The sequence below is a fragment of the Advenella sp. RU8 genome (assembly GCF_048381675.1).
In the GTDB taxonomy this organism is placed as follows: Bacteria; Pseudomonadota; Gammaproteobacteria; order Burkholderiales; family Burkholderiaceae_B; genus Advenella.
This window is the reverse complement of sequence record NZ_JBLWIS010000011.1, coordinates 68,604-92,204: the sequence shown is the minus strand read 5'-3', so window position 1 is coordinate 92,204 and position 23,601 is coordinate 68,604. Positions and strand designations below refer to the sequence as shown.

Genomic DNA, 23,601 nt, shown 5'->3' with positions numbered 1-23,601 from the left:
GCATGAAAAGCTACCTTATTTCATTAATAATCCCACTGAATTTATGTGTTTTTTTAGTTGTTTCAGGTGCAGTGCTAGTTGTCTTGAAACGAAGAAGAACAGGGATATTCCTGTGTTTTAGCGGGCTATCTTGGGTCTTTATCTGGTCATTGCCGGTTACCTCAATAGTTTTGGGCGGCTTGCTTGAAAATCGTTACCCCCACCGAAGCCTGGACTCGATTCCTACTGCCCAGGCAATTGTTGTTCTGGGCGGAAACACGGCCAACAACAGAGAAAGCTGGTTTGAGGAACTCAGCGAGAATCCTTCAACCCATTCCCGGGTTGATACGGCCAGCGAACTGTATCATGCCCAAAAAGCCCCTAAAATCATTGTTTCAGGCGGAGCGCTTGCCGGAGAAGTTAGCGAAGCCAAAGGCATGGCAGAAAAACTGATGGCAAAAGGTGTGCCAAAATCTGCCATCATGCTTGAAAACAATAGCAAAACCACTTATGAAAATGCTGAGTTTACGGCCAATGAATTAATCCGCAACGAGATAAAATCGATCATCCTGGTCACTTCTGCCCTTCATACCCCCAGATCCATGGCTGTCTTTGACCGGCTCGACCTGGAAGTAACACCAGCACCCAATCCACCTCAAATAATCATTCCCGACAACCCCGATTTCATTCTATTCCTTCCCAATGCCCGGGCCCTGCATGGCAGCCGATCAATCATCAAGGAATACCTGGGACTCATTATTTACTGGCTGCGTGGCTGGGTATAACGGCCGATATCCCCTTGGCGTTCGGCCAGCCAAATGCGGTAAGCCATCTCAGTATCAAGGGCCAGTTTTTCAGTTGAAAAACCGCCCTCGTCATAAAGCCACTGGTGCGCTGCCTTGCTCATTCTTTCCCTTAACCCCGGATCAGCAATCAAGCGTTCCAAGGCATTGCCAAGAGCCTGGCTGTCTTTACTGGGCACCAGGATCCCGGTTTCTCCATCCTTGAACATTTCAGAAACACCTCCAACATCGGTCCCAATAACCGGCAAACCGCTCATTTGGGCTTCAACGTAAACGGTTCCCGAGGCCTCTTGCTCTGTGGCCAAGGCAAAAATATCACTGCCAGCCAAAAGATTGGGCACATCTTTACGATATCCCATCATATGCACCCGGTCTTCAACCTTTTTTTCCTTGATAAAAGCCGCTACCTGCTCATACGTGGGTGAGCCTGCCCCTACCAATACCAGATGCAAATCAGGATACTTTTCAAATAACGGCAACATGGTATTGATTAGAAACAAATGGCCTTTTTTCTGGCGCATGACAGCAACACAAATCACGACAACCGCTGTTGAGGGCAAGTTCAACTCCTGGCGCAAGGTAGATTGCACGACAGGCGCCGGGGTGGCAACCGGAGAATAAATGGTTCTTACTTTATATTCAGGAACCCCTTTGGCCAAAACCATGCTTTTGACATGATTGCTAACCGTCGAGATGCGATGCGGCAACCAGCTATAAGACAATAACGAGCCGATAGGTGCAGCCAGATGCCGGGTTCTGACAATAAGAGGCGTGCCAGCCAGCCTGCCTCCCAACGCCGCTATCAGGGTATCTTTGCGGCTATGGGTATTCAACACGTCAAATTTTCCCTGCTTCAGGATTTTCCTGAATTTCATGACACCCCTGACAAAATTGCCCAACCCGCCCATGGGCACCGTATGTACGGTAAAACCCAACGCCCGCATACGCTCTACCAATTGGGCCTCAGGACGACAAGCCAATTCAATATGATGCCCCCGCTCACGCATGGCCAGCATTTCCTTGAGAATGCGATGTTCTTGTCCACCAAATGAAACGGCTGCCTCTGAATGCAGAATTCTTAACGGCTGATCCGTGACCGATTTTTTATCACTCATTCGTAAATCACCTCAAACTCACCATAATGCCTAGTGGCTTCAATTTTTTCAAACAGGGTATCCGCCATGCGTACACGCCAATCTTCACCCAAGACCACTTCACAACGAAACCCTTTGGGCGATTGCAGGTTCAGCTGAACCCTTACGCCCGGCACGCCGTTTTCAGGCTCTGCCCGATAAGGGTTCAGCAAAGCCTTCAGCGACTTCACACTAACTTCCTTATTCAGGCTGATTTGCAGGCTTCTGGCTTTTTCCTCACGGGCCAACTGCAAGTCATACAGGTTTTCTACCGAAATACGCAATACACCGGTGAATTTATTGGTCTTGATTTTGACTTGGGCAATCAACAACTGGTCGGTCTTGAGGCGATGCCGATGAATCTCGTAAACCGAAGCTGGACAAAGGACCTCAATCTGGGCCGTACCGTCATCAATCAAAAGGAAATAAAGCCGATTTTCTCCGGACTTGGTTTCCTGCTTAAGGGTAAAGCTGCGGATGCCAATCAGGACGCCTGCAATCCATTGCAGGTCACGCGATTCTTGCAATTTGGCCAGGGTACCCGGAATAAAGCGACGTACTTCATCACGCCAGACTTCAAACAAATGATGGCTGAAGAAAAAGCCCAAGGCGTTTTTCTCTTCAATTAACTGGGCATGCAAAGACCAGGGCTTGACCTTGCCCATTTCAAGCTGGACGATCGTGCTGGAATCATCACCAAACAATGACACCTGATTCGCACTTTTTTCGGCCTGGTCTGCCGCATCAATCGCGTGTGACAGCGCCCCCAGCAAGGCCGAGCGATTGGAGTCAATCATATCAAATGCACCTGCGCGAATCAGTGCTTCCATGGTGCGCCGGTTGACAGTATGCCGGTCTACCCGTTTGCAAAAATCATATAAATCCACAAAAGCTCCACCCTCATCCCGGGCACGCAGAATTTCCTCTACTGCGCCTTGGCCTGTGCCCTTGACAGCGCCCAAACCATAACGAATGGTTCTGGGTGGCTCTCCTTTTGCGACATATTCATCAATAACGGGCTCAAAGCGGAAAACCGATTGGTTGATATCTGGCGGCAAAACAGTCAGGCCATTATCAACGGCATCACGCCAGAAAATCTGCACCTTATCGGTATCATCCATATCCGCTGATATGGTAGCTGAAATGAATTCAGCCGGATGATAGGCCTTCAGCCAGGCAGTCTGGTAAGCAATCAAGGCATAGGCGGCAGAGTGACTCTTGTTGAAACCATAGCCGGCAAACTTTTCCATCAAGTCAAACAGCGTTACCGCCAATTCACCGTCATATCCCTTTTCAACAGCCCCTTTTTCAAACAATTCCCGATGCTTGGCCATTTCCTCAGGCTTTTTCTTGCCCATCGCCCGGCGCAGCAAGTCGGCGCCCCCCAGACTGTAACCACCAATAATCTGCGAGATCAGCATCACCTGTTCCTGATACACAATCACGCCATAGGTACTGCTTAAGGTTGATTCAAGATCGGGATGGAAATAATCTACCGTTGCCCGGCCGTGTTTACGGTTGACGAAGTCATCCACCATGCCTGACTCGAGTGGTCCGGGACGATACAAGGCAAGCATCGCAATAATGTCTTCAAAAGTATTGGGCAGCAGTTTCTTCAGCAGCTCTTTCATACCCCGCGATTCCAGCTGAAATACCGCGGTGGTATTGCCTTCGCAAAGAATCCGGTATGCTTCCGGATCATCCAGCGGCAGCGCCATCACATCGAAATCTCGTTTGCTTTCGTTGAAACGGCGCACATAACGTACAGCCCAATCCAGAATGGTCAGGTTGCGCAGGCCCAAAAAGTCAAACTTGACCAGACCGACATCCTCGACATCCCCCTTGTCATACTGCGAAACCACACTGCTATCATGTCCAGGCTGGCAGTAAAGCGGGCAAAAATCCGTCAATTTTCCGGGTGCAATCAGCACCCCACCCGCATGCATGCCGATGTTTCGCGTCAAGCCTTCAAGGGGCCTAGCCAGATCAACCAAGGCTTTGACTTCTTCATCGGTTTCGTAACGGCGCTTGAATTCGGGCTCTTCAGCCAGGGTTTTTTCAAGAGACCACGGATTGGCCGGGTTAAACGGAATCAGTTTGGACAGGCCATCACACAAGGAATAAGGCAGCTCAAGTACCCGCCCCACATCGCGGACTACGGCTTTGGCGCCCAGCGTACCGAAAGTGGCGATCTGGCTAACCGCATCGCGGCCATACTTGTCCTTGACATATTCGATGACTTTTTCACGATTGTCCTGGCAAAAGTCAATATCGAAGTCGGGCATGGAAACCCGCTCTGGGTTAAGGAATCGTTCGAACAGCAAATCGTAACGAATCGGATCAAGGTCGGTAATTCCCAATGAATAGGCCACCAGCGAGCCCGCACCCGAACCGCGGCCTGGCCCCACCGGAACGCCATTGTTTTTCCCCCAATTAATGAAGTCCTGAACAATCAGGAAATAACCCGGGAATCCCATCTGGATAATCGTTTTACATTCCCACTGAAGACGCTCAAGATAAGCAGGGTATTTCTTTTCCCTTTCCGCCTCATCGGGATACAACATGACCATCCGCTTGGCCAGTCCCTCTTCAGCCAGCTGACTCAAATAATCATCAAGGGATACGCCTTCAGGGGTTGGGAAGATAGGCAATTGTGGCTTGCCCAGTACCAAAGTCAAGTTACAACGCTTGGCAATTTCAACCGCATTTTCAATCGCGGTTGGAATATCCTGGAACTTTCGTGCCATTTCTTCAGAGCTCGGCATATACTGCTCTTCGGTAAAGCGCCTGACCCGTTTCGGATTACCCAGCAACTCTCCATCAGCAATACATACCCTGGCTTCATGCACCCGATAGTCTTCTTTTTTTAGAAACTGAATGGGATGGGTTGCCACTACTGGCAAATTGCAGGCCGAAGCCAGCTTGACTGCATCCTGCACATAAGCCTCATCGGCCTCGAAACCAGCCCGCTGCAGCTCAATATAAAAAGCTTCCGGAAACAGCCCGGCCCATTCCATAGCCAAAGATTGGGCCAGTTCCTGGTTACCGACCTCAAGCGCCTGACCAATATCACCCTGGCGCCCGCCCGAAAGCAGGATCAGCCCATCGCCCATTTCCTTGAGCCATTCTTTTTTTATTTCTGCCCTGCCCTTGTATTGGTTTTTAATCCAGGCCTGGGACAGCAATTCACACAAATTATTGTAACCCTGGTGGTTTTTAACCAGCAGCAGGCAGCGGAACGGTTTTTCTCGATCCTGCTCATTGGTGAGCCACACATCGCTGCCGGCAATCGGTTTGATCCCCTTGCCACGCGCACCTTTATAGAGTTTGACGAAACCAAAAATATTGCATAAATCGGTAACCGCCAGGGCCGGCTGACCGAACTTGACGGCCTGACCAATCAGGTCATCAAGACGGGCAATGCCATCCACCACCGAAAATTCGGAGTGGGCACGCAAATGAACAAATAACGGGAGAGTATTTTCTGAAGTCATGGACAGAATTGTATCAACGAATAATGGTTTCCCATGCTTTTTGCAAGCGCTTGACCGAGACAGGCATGGGGGTTCTGAGTTCCTGGGCAAAAAGAGCTACGCGCAGCTCTTGCAATAACCACTGAAAGTCATCAAGGCGTTCATCGGGAGCCCCCTTAAGAGCGCTTCGCATCCGCTGGTAATTCAACAGCAAGGGAGCCATATCCGCCATCATGCGGGCATCCCGGGCAGGATCACTGCGCAATTTGTCCATTCTTGCCGAACAGGCCTTAAGGTAGCGGGGAAAATGCACTAAATGCGCATAAGGGTTTTTCTTCAGGAAATCCTTGCTCATCAAAAGGCTTAAGTTACCGGTAATATCTTCATAAGCCTGCTTGTGGGATTTGATTTGCGGAAGCTTTTTTTGCACCGTCGCCCACTCGGCAAGAATCGTGCCGGCAAGACGGGCAATTTCCTGGATCAACAAGCCCAAGCGCCCCTTGGCATCCTGCCTCCTTTGCTCAAAAGCATTGGCATCTTCTGGCAAAGGACTGGTCAGGCAAGCCTGCATCAAGGCGCAATCCACGATCTGGTCACGCAAATCTTCCTGTGAGCCCAGGGGCATGTAAATCATGCTCATGCGTGTCAAATCAGTGATATTCTTGCTGAGAAATTTGAGCTGGTCTTTCAGGGCAATACGAAAAAGCCGCAACAGCCCTGCTTGATGTTTCTGGCGAGCCGCTTCAGGATCATCGAACACGTCCAGGTCGCAAGACACGCCGTTATCCACCAAAGCCGGATAACCAATGAATGACTGGTTTTTCTTCTTGATCTCCAGCAACTCGGGCAATTGCCCAAAACTCCATTCGATGATGTTTTCAGAAGCCAGTACCTGGGCAACCTCGCGGTCTTTGCTGGCCAGGCGCTGGAAGGTTTCCTGTGCCTGCATGCCATGCTCGGCCTTTAACTGGTTCAGGTTACGCCCGGCCGACAGCATTCTTCCATGTTCATCAATAACCTTAAAGTTCATGAACAAATGCACCGGCAATGTTTCGATCTTGAAATCTTCTTCTTTTACCCGAACCTTGCACTCTGCCCAAATATCTTCCGCAATGGCTGTCGTCAGGGCCATGCCCGGATTGGCAAGACGGTCAAACCAGCGTTGGTGGAAACCACTGGCGTAATCGGGCAATGGCACACAATGACGGCGCAGCTTTTGTGGCAGTGACTTGAGCAACAAATGTACCTTTTCCTTGAGCATGCCCGGCACCAGCCACTGGCAACGAGTCGCATCAATCTGGTTGAGGGCATAAACGGGAATCGTCATGGTCACCCCGTCACGAGGTGAGCCCGGCTCAAAATGATAGTCCAGGGCCAGCTCGATACCATCCCAGACGAATTTTTTAGGGAACACATCGGTGGTAACCCCGGTTGCCTCATGGCGCATCAGGTCATCACGGTTCAGGACCAGTGCTTCCTGGCTGGCGGCGGGCAACTCTTTGTACCAGCTTTCAAGCGTAGCGACCTGATAAATATGTTCAGGAATCAGCTTGTCATAAAAGGCAAAAATCAGCCCATCATCCACCAGGATATCTGGCCTGCGTGCTTTATGCTCAAGCTTTTCAATTTCCCTGATCAAACGGTTGTTACGCACGATGAATGGCAATTTTGAATCGATATCACCAGCTACCAAAGCGTCACGAATAAAGATCTCACGTGACTCAGCCGGGGCTATCCGGCCGTAATGCACCTTGCGTCCATGATAAATTTGCAAGCCGTACAAACTCGCCCGTTCATTAGCCTGCACCTGCCCCAGCTTTGCATTCCAGGCAGGGTCCGACCATTGTTTTTTCAGCAAATGGCTGCCAATTGATTCTATCCAGCGCGGATCAATTTTGGCAATACATCGCGCAAATAGCCGTGAGGTCTCAACCAGCTCTGCGGCGACAATCCACTTGCCCGCTTTTTTCACCAGCGAAGAACCCGGATGAATAAAAAATCGTATTTCACGCGCCCCCATAAAATGCGGGGCTTCATCGCTTTTGAAACCCAGATTGCCCAGCAAGCCGGTAAGCAGCGCCTTGTGAATTTGCTCATAGGTGGCTTCTGTTTGATTTAACCGCCAACCCTGCTCACGCACCAGGCTATGCAACTGGGTATGGACATCGTGCCACTCACGCAAACGCAAGGGTGACAGAAAAGAAGTCCTGAGCTTTTCAACCAGTTTTCTTTGTGAAACCTTATGAGCGACTGCATCGTTATACCAGCTCCAGAGTTTCAGGTAAGATATGAATTCGGATTTTTCATCCTTGAATTTGGCATGCGCCTGATCGCTGGCCTCTTTAGCATTAAACGGGCGCTCTCTGGGGTCCTGAATGGATAGCGCCGAGGCAATAACCAGCATTTCGTCCAAGCATTGGTGTTCCTTGGCGGCCAATATCATGCGGGCAAGCCGCGGGTCAACCGGCAAACTGGCCAGGCTACGGCCAACGGGCGTCAGTTTATTGGTTTCATCAATCGCCCCCAGCTCCTGCAAAAGATGATATCCATCGGCAATGGCTTTACCACTTGGCATATCCACAAAAGGGAATTGCTCAATTTCGTCAAGACGCAATGCTTTCATGCGCAAAATGACCGAAGCCAAGGATGAACGCAGGATTTCCGGATCAGTAAAAGGCGTCCTCAGCTTGAAATCATCTTCATCATACAGGCGAATGCACACCCCTGGCCCGATACGGCCACAGCGCCCGGCACGCTGGTTAGCCGAGGCCTGGCTGATGGGTTCAATCTGCAACTGTTCGACCTTATTACGCCAGGAATAGCGCTTGACCCTGGCCAGGCCGCTATCAATCACAAAACGGATACCCGGCACCGTCAGCGAAGTTTCGGCCACGTTGGTCGCCAGAATGACGCGGCGCTGGTTGGTCGAAGGATGAAAAATGCGTTCCTGGTCAGCCTGTGACATGCGGGCAAACAAGGGCAACACCATGGTGCCGGAAGGATGATGCTTGCGCAGGGATTCGGCAGCCTCGCGGATTTCCCTTTCTCCGGGCAAGAAAACCAATATATCACCCGGGCCATGCTGTGCACACTCATCAACCGCATCAACAATGCCATCAATCAGGTCTTTTTCTTCATCCCGCTCCAGGCGACTGGATTCAGTTTGGGTACCAAGATTTTCTTCATCATCAAAAAAACGGATAGGACGGTAACGTACTTCTACCGGATACAAACGGCCAGAGACTTCAATAACTGGTGCTTTTTTGCCGTTATGACCGGCAAAGTGCGTGGCAAAACGATCCGCATCAATCGTCGCTGAGGTAATGATCAGCTTCAGGTCCTTGCGCCGGGGCAGCAACTGCTTTAAAAAACCAAGCAGAAAATCAATATTCAGGCTGCGCTCATGCGCCTCATCGATAATGATCGTGTCGTAACGACGCAGCAAAGGATCGCGCTGCGACTCCGCCAATAAAATACCATCGGTCATTAGCTTGATGGCGGCACCGGGACCGGTTTTGTCGCTAAAACGAATCTGGTACCCTACCCATTCACCTAAGGGCGTATTCAGTTCCTGGGCAATGCGTTTGGCCACAGAAGTGGCTGCCAGCCTGCGCGGCTGGGTATGACCAATCATGCCTTTCAGGCCACGCCCCAGTTCAAGACAGATTTTCGGCAACTGGGTTGTTTTACCCGAACCGGTTTCACCGCATACGATAACGACCTGATTAGCTTGCAGCGCCTTGGCTATTTCCGCCCTTTTCGCACTGACAGGAAGATCCTCGGGGTAGCTGATGGAAGGCGGCAAACGCACGGGCACCTGCCCGTTTGGGATTTGTTTTTCGCCACTGTGATTCGAAACAACATTTTTATGCATAAATAATCTATCTTTAAGTCTATCCGACATTATAATTTTGCCTTGACTTTTTATTATCAAAGCTGGGCCATTTTTCATTTTTAGCCACACAGGATTGTAACTTAACACCATGAGCACAAACGAACCCGAAACCTATTCCGCCCTAGACGCCCCTGAATATGCCCCGGCACAATTCGTCCGATGGTTTCGGGAAGTGGCTCCTTATGTACATACCTTGCGTGGAAAAACATTTGTCGTGGGTTTTGGTGGAGATCTGGTTCAGGCTGGCGCCCTGAATTCCTTGATTCAGGATTTATCACTGCTGACCGCCCTGGGCGTTCACCTCGTATTAGTGCATGGATCGCGCCCCCAGGTCAATGAACAATTGCGCCTGAAAGGCTTCAGTTACCAGTTTGGCAGAGGCATTGAACCCACCAGCCCCGAAGCCCTGGAATGCGCCAAAGAGGCAGCCGGTGAAATTCGTCTGGATATTGAAGCCGCCTTCAGCCAGGGTTTGCCCAATACCCCCATGTCCAATGCCCACATCCACATTATTTCCGGCAACTTTGTCACCGCTCAACCCGTTGGTGTCATTGATGGGGTCGACTACAAACATTCAGGCAAGGTGCGTAAATTTGACCTTGATGCCATGAAAAAAATCATCTCTCATGGCGCAGTCCTGCTGATGTCTCCGATTGGATTTTCCCCAACCGGAGAAGCCTTCAATCTGGCGATGGAAGACCTGGCCACCAGCACCGCCGTTGCCCTGAGTGCCGACAAACTGATTTTCATGACCAAGAACAGCGTCCTGAAAGACCTTCAGGATAACGTCATCACGGAAATTGCACGCGAGGATGCTGATAACCTGATCCGGCAAGGCCATCTGGATGAAGACACGGCCTCTTTCCTGAAACATGCCTCGACTGCCGTGAAGCGTGGGGTCAAGCGGGCTCACCTGATTCCCTTCGAGCTTGATGGCAGCATATTGCTTGAATACTTCACCCATGATGGCGTGGGCACCATGGTAGTGGAAGACACACTGGATGACCTGCGCCCTGCCACGGTAGACGATATTGGCGCAATTGTCAGCCTGATTGAACCCCTGGAAGCCGATGGCACCCTGGTTCCGCGCGGCCGCAACGTAATAGAACGCGATGTGGAAAAATTTACTGTCCTTGAGCACGATGGCATTATTTATGGATGCGTTTCTTTAATTCCTTATCCTGAATCAAAAATGGCCGAAATGGCCTGCCTGATCGTGAACCCTGACTGGCAAGGAAGCGGTGAAGGTGAAATCCTGCTGAGACACGCAGAAAACAAGGCTCGGGCACTGGGCGTAAAACGCCTTTTCGTGCTGACCACAAGAACCTCGCACTGGTTTGTCAAACGCGGTTTTGTCCAGGGAACCATCAACGATTTGCCCACTGAAAAGCAAATGAATTACAATCGCTCCAGAAACAGTCTAATTTTTATCAAGAAACTTTAATGAGGTAGCGAAATGGCACGTCTTATTCAATGTGTAAAACTTAAAAAAGAAGCAGAAGGCCTGGACTATCCTCCGTATCCTGGTGAACTGGGGGTTAAAATCTGGCAATCCATTTCCAAGGAAGCATGGGTAGCATGGACTGATATCCAGACCCGTATAGTCAATGAAAACCGCCTGAACCTGGCTGATGCCCGCGCCCGCAAATATTTACAGCAACAAATGGAAAGCTATCTGTTTGAAGATGCCAACGTTGAAGCGCAAGGCTACGTTCCACCATCAAACTGATGCCCTACTTGTGCTAATCAAAAAAAACAGCCTCTCAAGAGGCTGTTTTCATATGCAAGACGAGAATTACTTACTCATCACTGGCATTCTAGTCATCAGATTTCTCTGAAGCTTTATCTTGCTGGTCTGCCTGTAACACTTCTGTACCGCCACGTGCCTGCAACTCTGCGTTCTTGACGCCCTTATGTCGGACGTCCTCACCCTGGACCAGATAAATCACCCGTTCCGCCATGTTTTTGGCGTGATCGCCAATACGCTCTAATGAACGGGCAATAAACAGCAAATCAATACTGCCTGAAATAGTACGTGGATCCTCAATCATGTAGCTGATCAGTTCACGTAAATTACCTTTCCACTCTTTGTCGACCAACTTGTCGCTGCGCACCACTTCTGCGGCCAGAATGGCATCTCTGCGGGCAAAGGCATCAAGCGCACGGTTCAACATGGAAATTACGCTTGCTGCCATATGACGCAACTCAATCACGGGCTCATAACGCTGGTTGTTTTCATGAAGACGACGCGCCATTTTGGCGATTTTCTCAGCCTCATCACCAGACCGTTCCATATCTGTCAACATTTTGGAGACGGACATAAGCAAACGCAAGTCGACAGCGGTTGGCTGGTTAAGTGCCATGACTTGGGTAATGGACTGGTCAATCTCCACTTCAAGCTGGTTGACTTCCCTTTCACGCTCGAAAATGCGTTCCATTACCACGGTATTGCCGGTAGCCAGAACATCGATGCCATCGGCGATCATGGACTCTACCAATCCGCCCATTCGTAAAAAGCGTGAACGAATATCTTCGAGATCTGCCTCAAAACGTTTATTTGTATGTTCAACCATACCTGCACCTGTTTAAAAAGAATGAAATTATTTTAAGAAGGTTTTATGACAAAAACATGACATTAAGCCTTCATTGTCCTGATTCCCTGCTGAGTGGCAATCAATGCAACGCTTGCAGGAGAAATGGCAAATAAACCACATGTTACAACACCAGGCACATTATTCATAATCGCCTCCATGTCAGCCGCATCATCAAGACTGAATCCGGCTACATCCAGAATCGGATTGCCGTTGTCGGTAATGAACCCCTCACGCAAGACAGGGATACCTCCCAATGCCTGCATTTTACGGGCAACGGCATTTACTGCCATGGGAATGACTTCAAGAGGAATGGCAAATTTACCCAGCCGGTCTACCACTTTGGATTCATCGGCTATACACACGAAACGTTCGGCTACCGAAGCCACGATTTTCTCACGGGTCAGGGCACCGCCTCCACCCTTGATCATTTGCAGGCGCGCGTTAATTTCATCAGCACCATCGACATAAACAGGCATGCCTTGCACTTCATTCAGATCCAGCACAGGAATACCAAAGCCGGCCAGGCGTTGCGCACTGCGTTCAGAGCTTGCCGCAGCAGCCTTGAACTGATCCTTGAAACCAGCCAAGTGATCAATAAACAAATCTGCCGTTGATCCGGTGCCCACACCCACTACCACGCCCGACCCCAGGAACGGGCGGATATACTCAACTGCAGCCTTGGCCACCTGCTGTTTCAACTCATTCTGACTTAACATATTCTTCAACCTTTATTTACTTAAACTGCAGCGCATAATTTTTTTCAGAAAAGCCAAGGAAGACTTGGCCATCCTGTCTAACCGCAATAGGCCTTTTAATGGCAGAGGGAAATTCTGCGGCAATGGCTAGCCATTGTTCGTCAGAAGCCGGGCTTTTTCTTTCATCTGGCAAATTACGCCATGTCATGGAGGCACGGTTGATCAGCTTTTCCCAGCCACCCACCAAGGACGCCCATTGCAGCAAACGATCTGCATCAATCGGATTGGCACGGTAATCGATAAATTCAACCTCATAATCATGAGCCTGCAACCATTTGATGGCCTTTGTGCAGGTACTGCAATTCTTAAGGCCGTAAATCGATATTGTTTTCATTTTTTGTGGTTCCTGTTTGAAGGCGGTTGGCAACAATCACAAACACGCCTACCAGTACTATAAATAATGTTGCCAGGGCATTAACCTCTGGCTTGATACCCAACCTGACACGCGAAAACACCTCGATGGGTAAGGTTGTAAATCCTGGTCCATTCAAAAACGAGGCAATAACCACGTCATCAAGCGACAGTGTAAACGCCAGCAACCAGGCGGCAACCAAGGCCGGGGCGATCAATGGGAGAGTGATAGAAAAAAACACTTTTAAAGGCGTAGCCCCCAAATCAAGTGCCGCCTCTTCAAGCGAGCGGTCAAGTTCACGAACCCGTGAAGCGATGACCACCGACACATAGGCGACACAAAGCGTCACATGCCCCAGCCAAATGGTAAAAATCCCATTGCTGGCCGGAAATCCGGTGATATTCCTGATCTCGACAATCATGAGCAAAAGAGAAATACCCAGAATCACATCAGGAATAACCAAGGGTGCATTGAGCATGCCAATATAAAGCCCTATTCCCTTGAAATGCCCCTTTCGAACCAGCACATAACCGGCCCAGGTGCCAATGAATACAGCAGCCGTGGCAGTCAGCACGGCAATTTTCAGGGATAACCAAGCAGCGTTAAGCAATGCCTGGTCTTCAAACAGGCTTTTATACCAGCGCAAGGAAAAGCCCGACCAGGACGACGACAACGCAGAATCATTGAAAGAAAAAACGATCAGGCTAAGAATCGGAACATACAGAAAAAGGAAACCGATTCCAAGAAAAAACCATTTGAAGAAAATACTTTGTTTACCCATTACTTCCTCATTTGGCGTCAGTTTCTTTGGACTGGTTGTACTGGAACAGTGCCAAGGGCACCAACAACAGCAAGATCATCGCTATCGCCACCGCTGCCGCCACCGGCCAGTTGGCATCGGTAAAATACTGATCCCACATGACACGCCCAATCATATATGTATTTGTTCCACCCAACAATTCCGGGATGACGTATTCCCCTACCGATGGGATAAAAACCAGCATCGCACCTGCGATGATGCCAGGCTTGGAGAGTGGCAAGGTAATTTTCAGGAATGCCTGCCACGGCTTGGCGCCCAAATCATAGGCTGCATCCAGCAAGCGTTGGTCGAGTTTGATCAGGTTGGTATACAAAGGCAGGATAAAAAATGGCAGATAAGAATAAACCAGGCCAATATATACCGCAATATCGGTACGGTAGATTTCAAGCGGCGTATCAATAATCCCCGTCCATAACAGGAAGTTGTTGAGCAATCCCTCATTACGCAAAATACCTACCCAGGCATAGACCCGCAAAAGCAGGGATGTCCAAAAAGGCAAAATGACCGCCAGCATCAGCAAATTGCGTGTTTTAGGAGATGAACGCGCAATATGGTAGGCCATCGGATAGCCAATCAAAATACAGCAAATGGTGGTTACGGCAGCCATTTTCAGGGAATTCAGATAGGCCCCCACAAAAATGCTGTCGGTCAGCAGCAGGATATAGCCTTCCAGATGAAAGGCCAGCCTGATGACGCCTTCTTTGATTTCAATTAAAGATGAATACGGAGGAATGCCAAAAGTGGATTCGGCAAAACTGATCTTCAAGACAATGAAAAAAGGCACCAACAGGCAAATTACCAGCCATAAATATGGCGGCAAGATGGCCATGACATGTTGTGATGGCAATGACTTCTTAAACGGTGCTATCTTCATGATGGCAATACCGTACCGCTGTCTGGTCCCCAGGTAACATAAACCTCGTCATCAATCCCGGGCGCATCTTCCTGTGTGAGCTTGATACTGGGCACGCTGGCTTCAATGACCTTGCCCGAATCAAGGCGGATCTGGTACAGGGCGTAACTGCCCATCCAGGCCAGGTGGGTGACCATGCCATGCCCCACATTGGTTTCATCTTCGGGCTGATCACGTAATACCCTGATCTGTTCTGGACGAATGGAAACATAAACCTCCATGCCCAGAGGCTCGCTAACACCATGGTTAACGTACATGGGCCGCATCAGTTCATCGCTTTCAATCAAGACGTGATCAGGTTCATCCACCACGATCTCACCGGTAAAGATATTGGTGGAGCCAATAAAACTTGCCACAAACTGCGAATTAGGGAAGGTATAAACATCATGTGGCGTGCCACATTGTACGATTTGCCCATCAGTCATGACAGCCAGACGGTTGGCCATGGTCATGGCCTCTTCCTGGTCATGCGTAACCATTATGCAGGTTACACCTACCTGATCAAGGATTTTCACCAGTTCAATCTGGGTCTTCTGGCGAATTTGCTTATCCAGGGCTGACATGGGTTCATCAAGCAACAGCAATTTGGGGCGCTTGACCAAACTACGGGCCAAAGCCACCCTTTGCTGCTGGCCACCAGAAAGCTGGCCAGGTTTACGTCTTGAATAAGCCCCCATTTGCACCAGGTCGAGCGCGGCAAAAACCCGGTCATGGATTTCATTGCGCGCAATACCTTCCTGCTTCAGGCCAAACGCCACATTATCTTCAACCGTCATGTGCGGGAACAGCGCATACGATTGAAACATCATATTGACGGGACGTTTATAGGGCGCAATACCGGCAATATCCACCCCATCCAGCAGGATTTGGCCTGACGTGGGTTGTTCAAACCCGGCCAGCATCCTTAACAGGGTGGATTTGCCGCAGCCGGAACTGCCCAGGAGCGCAAAAATTTCATTACGCCGCACGGACAGATTGACCGACTTGACGGCGACGGTATCGCCAAAAATCTTGACAACATCAACCAACTTAACGAACTCGTCGATATTGTCTACTGATGCAGGAAGACGCACTTCTGACATGATTATTTACCCGACTTGAGTTCAGCCCACAAGCGTGTTTGCAAACGGGCAATATTCATCGGCTGGGACTTGATGACAAACAATGTTTTAGCCACCTCTTCACCAGGATAAATCATCGGATTGCTGGCAATATCCTTGTTGACGAAATTACGTGCCTCTTTATTGGCATTGGGATAAAACATTTTATTGGTAATCGCGGCATGCACTTCAGGCGTTTCGATGTAATTGATGAAGGCCATCGCATTTTCAGGATGTGGCGCATCTTTGGGAATGGCCATGGTGTCAAACCATGCCGGTGCCCCACCCTGCGGGATGAAATAATCAATATTGAAGGCCTTGCCGGCTTCCTTGGCACGGCTGGACGCAATCATGACATCACCCGAAAAGCCATACACCATGCACAAATCACCCGAAGCCAGTTCATCGATAAAACCGGATGAACTGAACTGACGGATATAAGGACGGATTTTTTTCAGGACCTCAAGAGCGGCACGATAATCTTCGGGCTTGTCACTATTGGGATCTTTGCCCATGTAATGCAATACGGCAGGAAATACCTGGGCAGCTTCGTCAAGAATGGAAATGCCGCAAGACTGGAATTTCTGCGCAATTTCGGGATTGAACAGATTTTCCCAGTTGGCCAAATCGGCATTTTCACCCAGGATTTCTTTGGCCTTGGTTACGTTGTAGCCCAAGCCATTGGTGCCGTAGCCCCATGGAACCAGATACTCATTACCCGGGTCAACCTGTGCCACCAAGTCCATAATGGCCGGATCAAGGTTTTTCCAATTGGGTATTTTTGATTTATCCAGTTTCTGGAACAGGCCACCTTGAATCTGGCGTGCCGCATAGTGGGTTGAAGGCACCACCACATCATAGCCGGAATTGCCGGTTAACAGTTTTGCCTGCAGGATATCATTGGTGTCAAAAGTATCATAACGAACCTTGATGCCCGTTTGTTTTTCAAAACCGGGAATTGTGTCAGGAGCCGTGTACTCGGCCCAGTTGTAAACGTTCAGCACTTTTTCCTCTGCTGCCAGGGCAACGCCTGAAACAGACAAAGTCAATGCAGCAACGGCCAATTTACGAACGAATTGCATTTTCATGTCGCACTCGACTCCAAACAGTTAAAAAAAAGAGAATCATAAATCATTTAATAAAAAAATGATTTTTTTTATTGGTTTTTTGCATAAAACCGGCTCAAGTGTTCCCAAAATACCAAACCTTGCTGTTGCAATACTTTTTCAAGGGAACGTTTCAGACGATTCAAGTTATCGTTACATAATGAAGCTGTCATGACAAGTTGCCGCCCCTTGTCAAAATCAATCAGCCATACCTTGTTGCTGGCATCGACAAGAAGATTGAACGCATTTAAATCGGCATGCCAGACATTTGCCCTGTGCATAAGATAAATGCTACGCGCACAGGCCTCTGCCAAGGCAGTGATATGAACCGTGTCCGACAGGTCTTTCAATACACTGGCCAAAGGCTTGGTATCGGGCAATGTTTCAGTAATTAAGGCCGCCCTGTAAAAACACAAAGACCGGTTATAGCCGGCTGCAACCACCCTGGGCACAGGCAAACCCCGGGCATGCATATATTGCAAAAGCCTGAACTCAGCAAAGGAACGGGTATTTTCAGCCCCGTTCCACACATAATGCGATTTATTGAAGCGGGCCACCAGCCCGCCACGGCGATACTGGCGCAAAACTCCACAACCCCATTGGTCTTGCACAAACCAGGCCGCATTGCGCCCACCAGCACTGACCGGCCGGGCCCGTTCGGCATAAAATGCAGGCTCAAATACCCGTAGGGCTGGCGTAATGGAAAAAGCGGGATCATAAAGCATGCCGTTGCTGCCCGCATTAACCCGCACCGCCTGGGCTGTCCTGTCAGTCATCCCGGTTTCTCATCCAGTCTGCCACGCCATAAAATGACTGCAGCATGCGATCCATGATGGGTTCGGGAATATTTTGATCCATCATTGCCCGGCCCATGCAAATCACCCACTGGTCACGTTCAACCGATCCGATTGAAAAAGGCATATGCCTTGCTTTAAGACGCGGATGACCAAACTGTGAAATATAACGGTCAGGTCCACCCAAATAACCGCTCAGAAACAAAAACAGTTTTTCCCGGGCATTGTCCAGCGACTCGCCATGCGTGTCACGCAGTTCCTTGAAATCGGACTCCAGATCCATCAGGTCATAAAACCGGTCAACCAGTTCTTTAAGCCCCTGCTCACCGCCAATCTGATCATAAAAACTGACGGTACGGTCCAGTGGCTCTACCATAGGTTGCACTCGTATCATTTAATCCATACTCCGTAAAACTTGCAAAGGGGGTGTTGTTTTAACACCTTTCAGCGCCATTTTACCCCCTAATGAGGAAGCGGCAACCCCAACTGCTGCCCCTACCAACCACGGCCAGAAGCTTAGGCTAATGGTAAAGTCAAAAATATAATACGCCAGCAAGCCGGCAACCAGCACGGCCGCCGTGGCCGCCAACAAACCGGCAAACAAACCAATTATCAACAATTCCAGCCGCTGCGCCTGGTCAAGCTGTGCTGAAGTTGCCCCCAGCGAACGCAAAACCGCCGCTTCATAAATACGTTCGTCATAAGTGGACAAAAAGGCGGCAATCAGTACAACCACACCAGCCAGAAAAGTAAAGGCAAACAAGAGCTGCACCGCCAGGCTTACTTGCGAAAGTACCGACTCTAGCTGGGCCAATATACCGGAGACATCAAAGACCGTTATATTGGGAAACCGGCTAACCAGCTCCTGGGTAAACAGGGGTAGGTTTTCGGGCAGATGAAAAGCCGTAATCCAGGTCGAAGGCTGGTTCTCTAGCAATGAAGCAGACATAATGGCAAAGAAATTAACCTGCATTGAATCCCACTTCACCGTTCTAAGGCTGGTGATTTTGGCTTCGACCAATTGTCCTGCCACATCAAAAGCCAGGCGGTCATTCAGTTTAAGCCCCAGTGTCTCGGCCAGTTCCTGCTCAAAGGACACCTCGGGCATTGCCTGATCCAGCCATTTTCCCTGGCTAATCGTATTGCTTTGCGGCAGCTTATCAAGGTAAGACAGGTTAAATTCCCGCTGCACCAGACGGCGGGTTCTTTCCTCGGTGTAGTCGGCAGGCGATATTTCCTTGCCATTGATTTGTACCAGACGGCCACGCACCATGGGCTCAAGCTCAGGCCTTGGCAAACCTTCACGTTCAAAAAATGCCTGTACCGGCTCACGCTGATCGGCCTGGATATTAATCAGGAAACGATTGGGTGCACTCTCGGGCAAGGTGTTGCGCCAACCATCCAGCAAATCAGTACGAATTAGTCCCAGCAAAAGAATAATCATCAACCCCAAAGCCAGCGAACATATCTGGACGATTGTCATTTGCTTGCGGCTAACCATGCCAGCCAGCGCAAAGCGCAATACCGGTTTATGCATCAGGCGCTTGCGCAACACGCCAACCAGACCAACCAGGCACCAGGCCAACAAGGCAAAAGCCCCCAAGGCCCCCAAAAAACCCGCCCCGACAATCAGGGCCAGCATGAAACTTTTGGCAAACCACCAGAGCAGGGCCATAAACACCAGCCCACCCAACAAATACGCCGTTGTTTTACCGGTAGACAGCAACTGCAAATCCTGGCGTATGACCTTGAGCGGTGGCACCTTGCTGAGTTGTAACAACGGCGGAAGCGAAAAACCGATTAACAAAACAATCCCGACAATCGCCGCCTGGAAAGCCGGTAGCGCAGATGCTGCTGGCAACTCGGTTTGCAACAATGGCATCAGGAAATAAAGCAGGAAATAATGGAACAAATAACCCATGATACTTCCAACCAGGGAAGCACATACGGCCACCAATAAAAACTCCATCAACAGCATTTGCCGCACCTGACTACCCGATGCGCCAATGGTTCGCATGACGGCAACCCCATCCTGGTGCCGTTTGGTAAAACGGCGCGAACCCAGGGCAATAGCCACGCAGGCAATCAAGACGGTTAGCAGGGCGACCAAAGCAAAAAACTGCTGCGCCCGGTCAAGCGACTGCCGTACCTCTGGACGCACCGATTCCGTACCACGTATCTGCTGCCCCTTGTCAATCGCCGTTTCCAGCCACTGACGGTAATTGGCCACTGCATTGCCATCACCCGCCAGCAGCAGTGCATATTTAACCCGGCTGCCCGGTGCAATCAGGCCAGTAGCCTCCAGATCAGCCGCATTCAACATGAGGCGCGGAGCAATATTCACAAACTGCAAGCCCTTGTCGGGTTCGCTTTCAATAATTTTTTCAACCCTGAAGGTTTTATTGCCCAGCTGGACAGTCTGGCCTGGCAACACTTCAAGTTGAAGCAATAATTGCGCATCTGCCCAAACCGTCCCGGCTTCAGGCGCTGCCTGCACACTTTCAACGGTTGCATCATGCCCTGCCTTGAGCTTGAGAGCACCCCGTAAAGGATAAGCCTCGCTCACGGCCTTGACCGAAGCCAGCCGGGTTTTGTCAGCCGCCGCCACCATAGAAGGAAATTGCCAGGTTTGCGCCACTGACAAACCATCTTTTTTGGCCCGATCAGCCAATGCCTGCTGAACCGGCTCATCAGACTCAAGCAACAGATCTGCAGCCAGCATTTGTCCGGTATCACGTTCAAGGGCCCGGGAGACCCTGTCCGACAGAAAACCTACGCTACTGACAGCAACAATGGCGATAATCAGCGCAAGAAACAGCAGCTTGAGCTCACCGGACTTCCAGTCGCGCTTGAAGGATACCCAGGCCAGCCGCCCATTTAACATACTTATCATTGCCATTATTCTCGATCAATCATTTTGTCATTAACAATGCCACGGTTAAAAATAGAACCAGTGAAAAAATTCTTTTCAGGTGAACCTCGGGCAGACGGTAAGCCAACATGACCCCATACCTCACCACAAACATGCCACCGATGGCCATACTTAACCCTATTAGCCAATTTGTGTTGCCACTCCAGGCATAAGTGCCCAACGCGACACAACTGCCCGGCACAATCATGGCCAAAGCCATGCCCTGGGCAGCCGTTTGCCTGAATCCATAATACATGGTCATGACAGGCACGATAATCAAGGAACCACCCACACCAAAAATACCACCAATCAGGCCCGAGCCCAGCCCCAGCCAGATTGAGGTAGACAGTTTCAGTTTTGAAGCTGGACTGGCGTGGACCGTTTTTTGTTTTTTAACTCTTCCGGGAAGTGTCTGCCACAAATACAACAAGGCGATCAGGGCCAGAAAAACCGAAAACAAACGACGCAACAGAACAGAATCAATGTCCTGGGCCATGATGGCCGCCAAATTCGTCACAAGCATATTCACGACGACGGCAATCCCCACACTCTTGAAATCAATCCTGGCACTCTGGTTGTAACTTCTGACCGACAACAACACATTGCTGACAATCATGACCAAACCGGTTCCCTGGGCCAGTTGCTGGGGCATATCAAACAAAAGCACCAGAATCGGAATGGCAATCAGCCCGCCTCCGATGCCCACCATTGCACCTACAAATCCAATACTTGCCCCCAGCAGCAAATACAAGGGGATACTCGCCAACCCATCCACCCGCGACTCCTTTGTCCGATTTTATTTTATATATTGCAATACTTCTTCCAGACGGGAAACCGGCCAGATTTCAAGCCCTTCTATGGCCTGCTTGGGTGCATTGTGTTTAGGTATCAGCGCAGTACTGAAGCCCAGCTTGGCCGCTTCCTTAAGCCGCTCCTGCCCACGGGTGGCGGGACGCACCTCGCCTGCCAGACCTACCTCACCAAAAACCAGCAACCCTTGCGGCAATGGCTTGTTTCTTAAAGAGGAAATAATCGCCAGCAACACAGCTAGGTCGGAGGCGGTTTCCGTAATCCGCACTCCACCCACCGCATTGACAAAAACATCCTGGTCGAATGTTGCCACCTGGGCATGCCGGTTCAGCACAGCCAGCAGCATGGCCAGCCTGCCACCATCCAGCCCCAGTGACAAACGGCGCGGATTTGGAACATGCGCAGTATCCACCAAGGCCTGAATTTCAACCAGCAAGGGACGGCTGCCTTCCTGGGTTGCCATCACACATGTCCCAGGCACATTGGCTGCATGCTGGGAAAGAAACAGGGCTGAAGGATTGCTGACTCCCTTTAGTCCTTTATCGGTCATGGCGAAGACGCCCAATTCATTGACCGCACCAAAGCGGTTTTTGAAAGCCCGTATCAGGCGATACGAGGAATGATGTTCGCCTTCAAAATACAAAACCGTATCCACAATATGCTCAAGTACCCGGGGACCGGCCAGCGTACCGTCCTTGGTTACATGTCCGATCATGACAATCGAAACCCCGGTTTGCTTGGCTATACGGGTAAGCTGTGCGGCACATTCACGCACCTGAGAAACTGAACCGGGCGCGGCGCTTAGGGCGCCTGAAAACAGTGTCTGGATGGAGTCGATCACGGCCACTTGCGGTTTTTCTTCCTGCAAGGCCCGCTGGATGGTTTCCAGCTGGATTTCCGCCAGCAACTTGACATTGGCGGTATCAAGATCAAGACGTTGCGCCCTTAACGCCACCTGTTCGGCAGACTCTTCACCGGTTACATACAGCACTGGCACTGCCTGTGACAACATGGCCAATGCCTGCAACAACAACGTGGATTTTCCTATTCCCGGGTCTCCGCCAATCAAGACGACCGCCCCCGGCACCAGGCCACCACCCAATACCCGGTCAAACTCTGCCAGCCCGGTCGGTTGCCGGGGCGTTTCGCGCACTTCAATATCGGCCAAGACCCGTATTGGTGCCGAAGACGCCAGGTGAGAAAACCGGTTGGTACCTGCCAAAGGTGCGGGCTGCTCCACCGTTTCCTGCAAGGTATTCCAGGCACCACAGTGCGTACACTTGCCCTGCCATTTATTGCTAATTCCACCGCACTCCTGGCAGACATACACTGTTTTTGCTTTTGCCATTACCTTGTTTTTTCCCTTTCTACTTTCTGGTTTAGCTAACTACTTGCTTGCAACAGGCAAAACGCCTTTATCTTTGAAGACTTTTACCACCATCAATTTGCAGGACCTGCCCGGTAATAAAGCCAGCCTCATGGGACAGCAGGAATTGCACTGCCGCTGCAATTTCTTCAGGGCGCGCCAATCGCTTCAGGGGAATACCGGCAAGCAACTGCTTTTCCTTTTCGCTACCGACAGGATAGTTTTCACGCAACAACTGCGTTTCTACCGGACCTGGTGAAATGGCGTTGACGGTAATGCCATAGTCGGCCAATTCCAACGCCCAGGTCTTGGTACAGGCCACCAGGGCCGCTTTGGCTGCCGCATAGCTGGTTTTACCTGCCGCACCATGACTGGCGATGCTGGCAATATTGATAATACTCCCTTCCTGGCGTTGCTTCATGGCTTCGGAAAAAGCCTGCACCACCTGAACGGCAGCACGGACATTAAGGTCATAAACCTGATAAAACGAAGCCAGTGAAATCTCTCCTAAGGCTTCAGGCAAGACCACGCCTACATTATTGACAATCGCATCAACCGGGTATTTTTCACGAATCATGCGCAAGACCTCTTCAGTCTGGCCGGCATCATTCAAATCACATTGATATAAAAAACCCGGGAAATCTATTTCATCCACATGACGGGCCAAACCAATCACATGGGCACCCGCATCACTCAGGCGCCTTGAAATTGCCCAACCGATACCTTTGGTTGCCCCTGTTACCAGGACACATTTGTTCTTCATCCGGTTTTCCTTATATTTACATTCCGGTTTATTT

General features: G+C 50.2%; 19 protein-coding genes. 3 read left to right on the top strand and 16 right to left on the bottom strand.

Annotated features, from left to right (window positions below; translation table 11 throughout):
- Nucleotides 1-2 precede the first annotated feature (2 nt).
- Nucleotides 3-764 carry a YdcF family protein gene (locus ACM5Q9_RS12690; protein WP_418145111.1) on the top strand — a complete coding sequence of 254 codons (762 nt, stop codon included), beginning with the start codon at nucleotides 3-5 and terminating at the stop codon, nucleotides 762-764.
- Here ACM5Q9_RS12690 and ACM5Q9_RS12685 read toward each other — a convergent pair.
- Genes ACM5Q9_RS12685 through hrpA form a run of 3 tightly spaced genes read right to left on the bottom strand, consistent with a single transcriptional unit; the run spans nucleotide 740 to nucleotide 9,262 of the window.
- A complete protein-coding gene (locus ACM5Q9_RS12685) occupies nucleotides 740-1,897 on the bottom strand; it encodes a glycosyltransferase family 4 protein (RefSeq protein ID WP_418145110.1) in 1,158 nt (385 codons plus the stop codon). The genes ACM5Q9_RS12690 and ACM5Q9_RS12685 overlap by 25 nt on opposite strands.
- Nucleotides 1,894-5,409 carry a DNA polymerase III subunit alpha gene (dnaE, locus tag ACM5Q9_RS12680; protein ID WP_418145109.1) on the bottom strand — a complete coding sequence of 1,172 codons (3,516 nt, stop codon included), beginning with the start codon at nucleotides 5,407-5,409 and terminating at the stop codon, nucleotides 1,894-1,896. Before dnaE ends, ACM5Q9_RS12685 begins: the two co-directional genes overlap by 4 nt.
- Nucleotides 5,410-5,422: 13 nt before the next feature.
- Nucleotides 5,423-9,262, bottom strand: coding sequence for an ATP-dependent RNA helicase HrpA (hrpA, locus tag ACM5Q9_RS12675; protein ID WP_418145108.1), 3,840 nt, complete (start codon nucleotides 9,260-9,262; stop codon nucleotides 5,423-5,425).
- Between the two features lie 109 nt (nucleotides 9,263-9,371).
- Here hrpA and argA point away from each other — a divergent pair, with 109 nt between their 5' ends.
- Both argA and ACM5Q9_RS12665 read left to right on the top strand, forming a co-directional pair.
- On the top strand, nucleotides 9,372-10,727 hold the full coding sequence (gene argA / locus ACM5Q9_RS12670; protein WP_418145107.1) for an amino-acid N-acetyltransferase: 1,356 nt from the start codon (nucleotides 9,372-9,374) through the stop codon (nucleotides 10,725-10,727).
- A 12-nt stretch (nucleotides 10,728-10,739) separates the two neighbouring features.
- Complete coding sequence (locus ACM5Q9_RS12665) at nucleotides 10,740-11,012, top strand: oxidative damage protection protein (protein WP_418145106.1); 273 nt, start codon at nucleotides 10,740-10,742, stop codon at nucleotides 11,010-11,012.
- Nucleotides 11,013-11,100: 88 nt separating this feature from the next.
- On the opposite strand, the gene phoU is transcribed toward ACM5Q9_RS12665, so the two are convergent.
- The 13 genes from phoU to ACM5Q9_RS12600 form a co-directional block, all read right to left on the bottom strand.
- A complete protein-coding gene (gene phoU / locus ACM5Q9_RS12660) occupies nucleotides 11,101-11,856 on the bottom strand; it encodes a phosphate signaling complex protein PhoU (protein WP_418145105.1) in 756 nt (251 codons plus the stop codon).
- A 62-nt stretch (nucleotides 11,857-11,918) separates the two neighbouring features.
- Complete coding sequence (rpiA, locus tag ACM5Q9_RS12655; protein WP_418145104.1) at nucleotides 11,919-12,593, bottom strand: ribose-5-phosphate isomerase RpiA; 675 nt, start codon at nucleotides 12,591-12,593, stop codon at nucleotides 11,919-11,921.
- A gap of 16 nt (nucleotides 12,594-12,609) precedes the next feature.
- Nucleotides 12,610-12,966 (bottom strand): Spx/MgsR family RNA polymerase-binding regulatory protein, encoded by a 357-nt coding sequence (locus tag ACM5Q9_RS12650; protein ID WP_418145103.1) that lies wholly within the window; start codon nucleotides 12,964-12,966, stop codon nucleotides 12,610-12,612.
- Entirely contained in the window at nucleotides 12,938-13,765 is an 828-nt protein-coding gene (locus tag ACM5Q9_RS12645; RefSeq protein ID WP_418145102.1) for an ABC transporter permease subunit, read from the bottom strand. The genes ACM5Q9_RS12650 and ACM5Q9_RS12645 overlap by 29 nt, the downstream gene beginning before the upstream one ends.
- Nucleotides 13,766-13,772: 7 nt before the next feature.
- Nucleotides 13,773-14,678, bottom strand: a complete 906-nt coding sequence (locus ACM5Q9_RS12640) for an ABC transporter permease subunit (RefSeq protein WP_418145101.1) — start codon at nucleotides 14,676-14,678, stop codon at nucleotides 13,773-13,775.
- Nucleotides 14,675-15,799 carry an ABC transporter ATP-binding protein gene (locus tag ACM5Q9_RS12635; RefSeq protein WP_418145100.1) on the bottom strand — a complete coding sequence of 375 codons (1,125 nt, stop codon included), beginning with the start codon at nucleotides 15,797-15,799 and terminating at the stop codon, nucleotides 14,675-14,677. Before ACM5Q9_RS12635 ends, ACM5Q9_RS12640 begins: the two co-directional genes overlap by 4 nt.
- A 2-nt stretch (nucleotides 15,800-15,801) precedes the next feature.
- Nucleotides 15,802-16,905 carry a polyamine ABC transporter substrate-binding protein gene (locus ACM5Q9_RS12630; protein WP_418145099.1) on the bottom strand — a complete coding sequence of 368 codons (1,104 nt, stop codon included), beginning with the start codon at nucleotides 16,903-16,905 and terminating at the stop codon, nucleotides 15,802-15,804.
- A 68-nt stretch (nucleotides 16,906-16,973) separates the two neighbouring features.
- Nucleotides 16,974-17,699 carry a 3-deoxy-D-manno-octulosonic acid kinase gene (locus tag ACM5Q9_RS12625; RefSeq protein ID WP_418145098.1) on the bottom strand — a complete coding sequence of 242 codons (726 nt, stop codon included), beginning with the start codon at nucleotides 17,697-17,699 and terminating at the stop codon, nucleotides 16,974-16,976.
- Nucleotides 17,692-18,111: a group II truncated hemoglobin gene (locus ACM5Q9_RS12620; protein WP_418145097.1), complete on the bottom strand. Its 420-nt coding sequence runs from the start codon at nucleotides 18,109-18,111 to the stop codon at nucleotides 17,692-17,694. Before ACM5Q9_RS12620 ends, ACM5Q9_RS12625 begins: the two co-directional genes overlap by 8 nt.
- Nucleotides 18,112-20,610, bottom strand: coding sequence for an ABC transporter permease (locus ACM5Q9_RS12615; RefSeq protein WP_418145096.1), 2,499 nt, complete (start codon nucleotides 20,608-20,610; stop codon nucleotides 18,112-18,114).
- A gap of 19 nt (nucleotides 20,611-20,629) precedes the next feature.
- The gene (locus tag ACM5Q9_RS12610; protein WP_418145095.1) at nucleotides 20,630-21,403 is read right to left on the bottom strand and encodes a sulfite exporter TauE/SafE family protein; all 774 of its coding nucleotides are present in this window, start codon (nucleotides 21,401-21,403) and stop codon (nucleotides 20,630-20,632) included.
- Nucleotides 21,404-21,424: 21 nt separating this feature from the next.
- Nucleotides 21,425-22,786 carry a DNA repair protein RadA gene (radA, locus tag ACM5Q9_RS12605; protein WP_418145094.1) on the bottom strand — a complete coding sequence of 454 codons (1,362 nt, stop codon included), beginning with the start codon at nucleotides 22,784-22,786 and terminating at the stop codon, nucleotides 21,425-21,427.
- Between the two features lie 67 nt (nucleotides 22,787-22,853).
- A complete protein-coding gene (locus ACM5Q9_RS12600) occupies nucleotides 22,854-23,567 on the bottom strand; it encodes an SDR family oxidoreductase (RefSeq protein ID WP_418145093.1) in 714 nt (237 codons plus the stop codon).
- Between the last annotated feature and the right edge of the window lie 34 nt (nucleotides 23,568-23,601).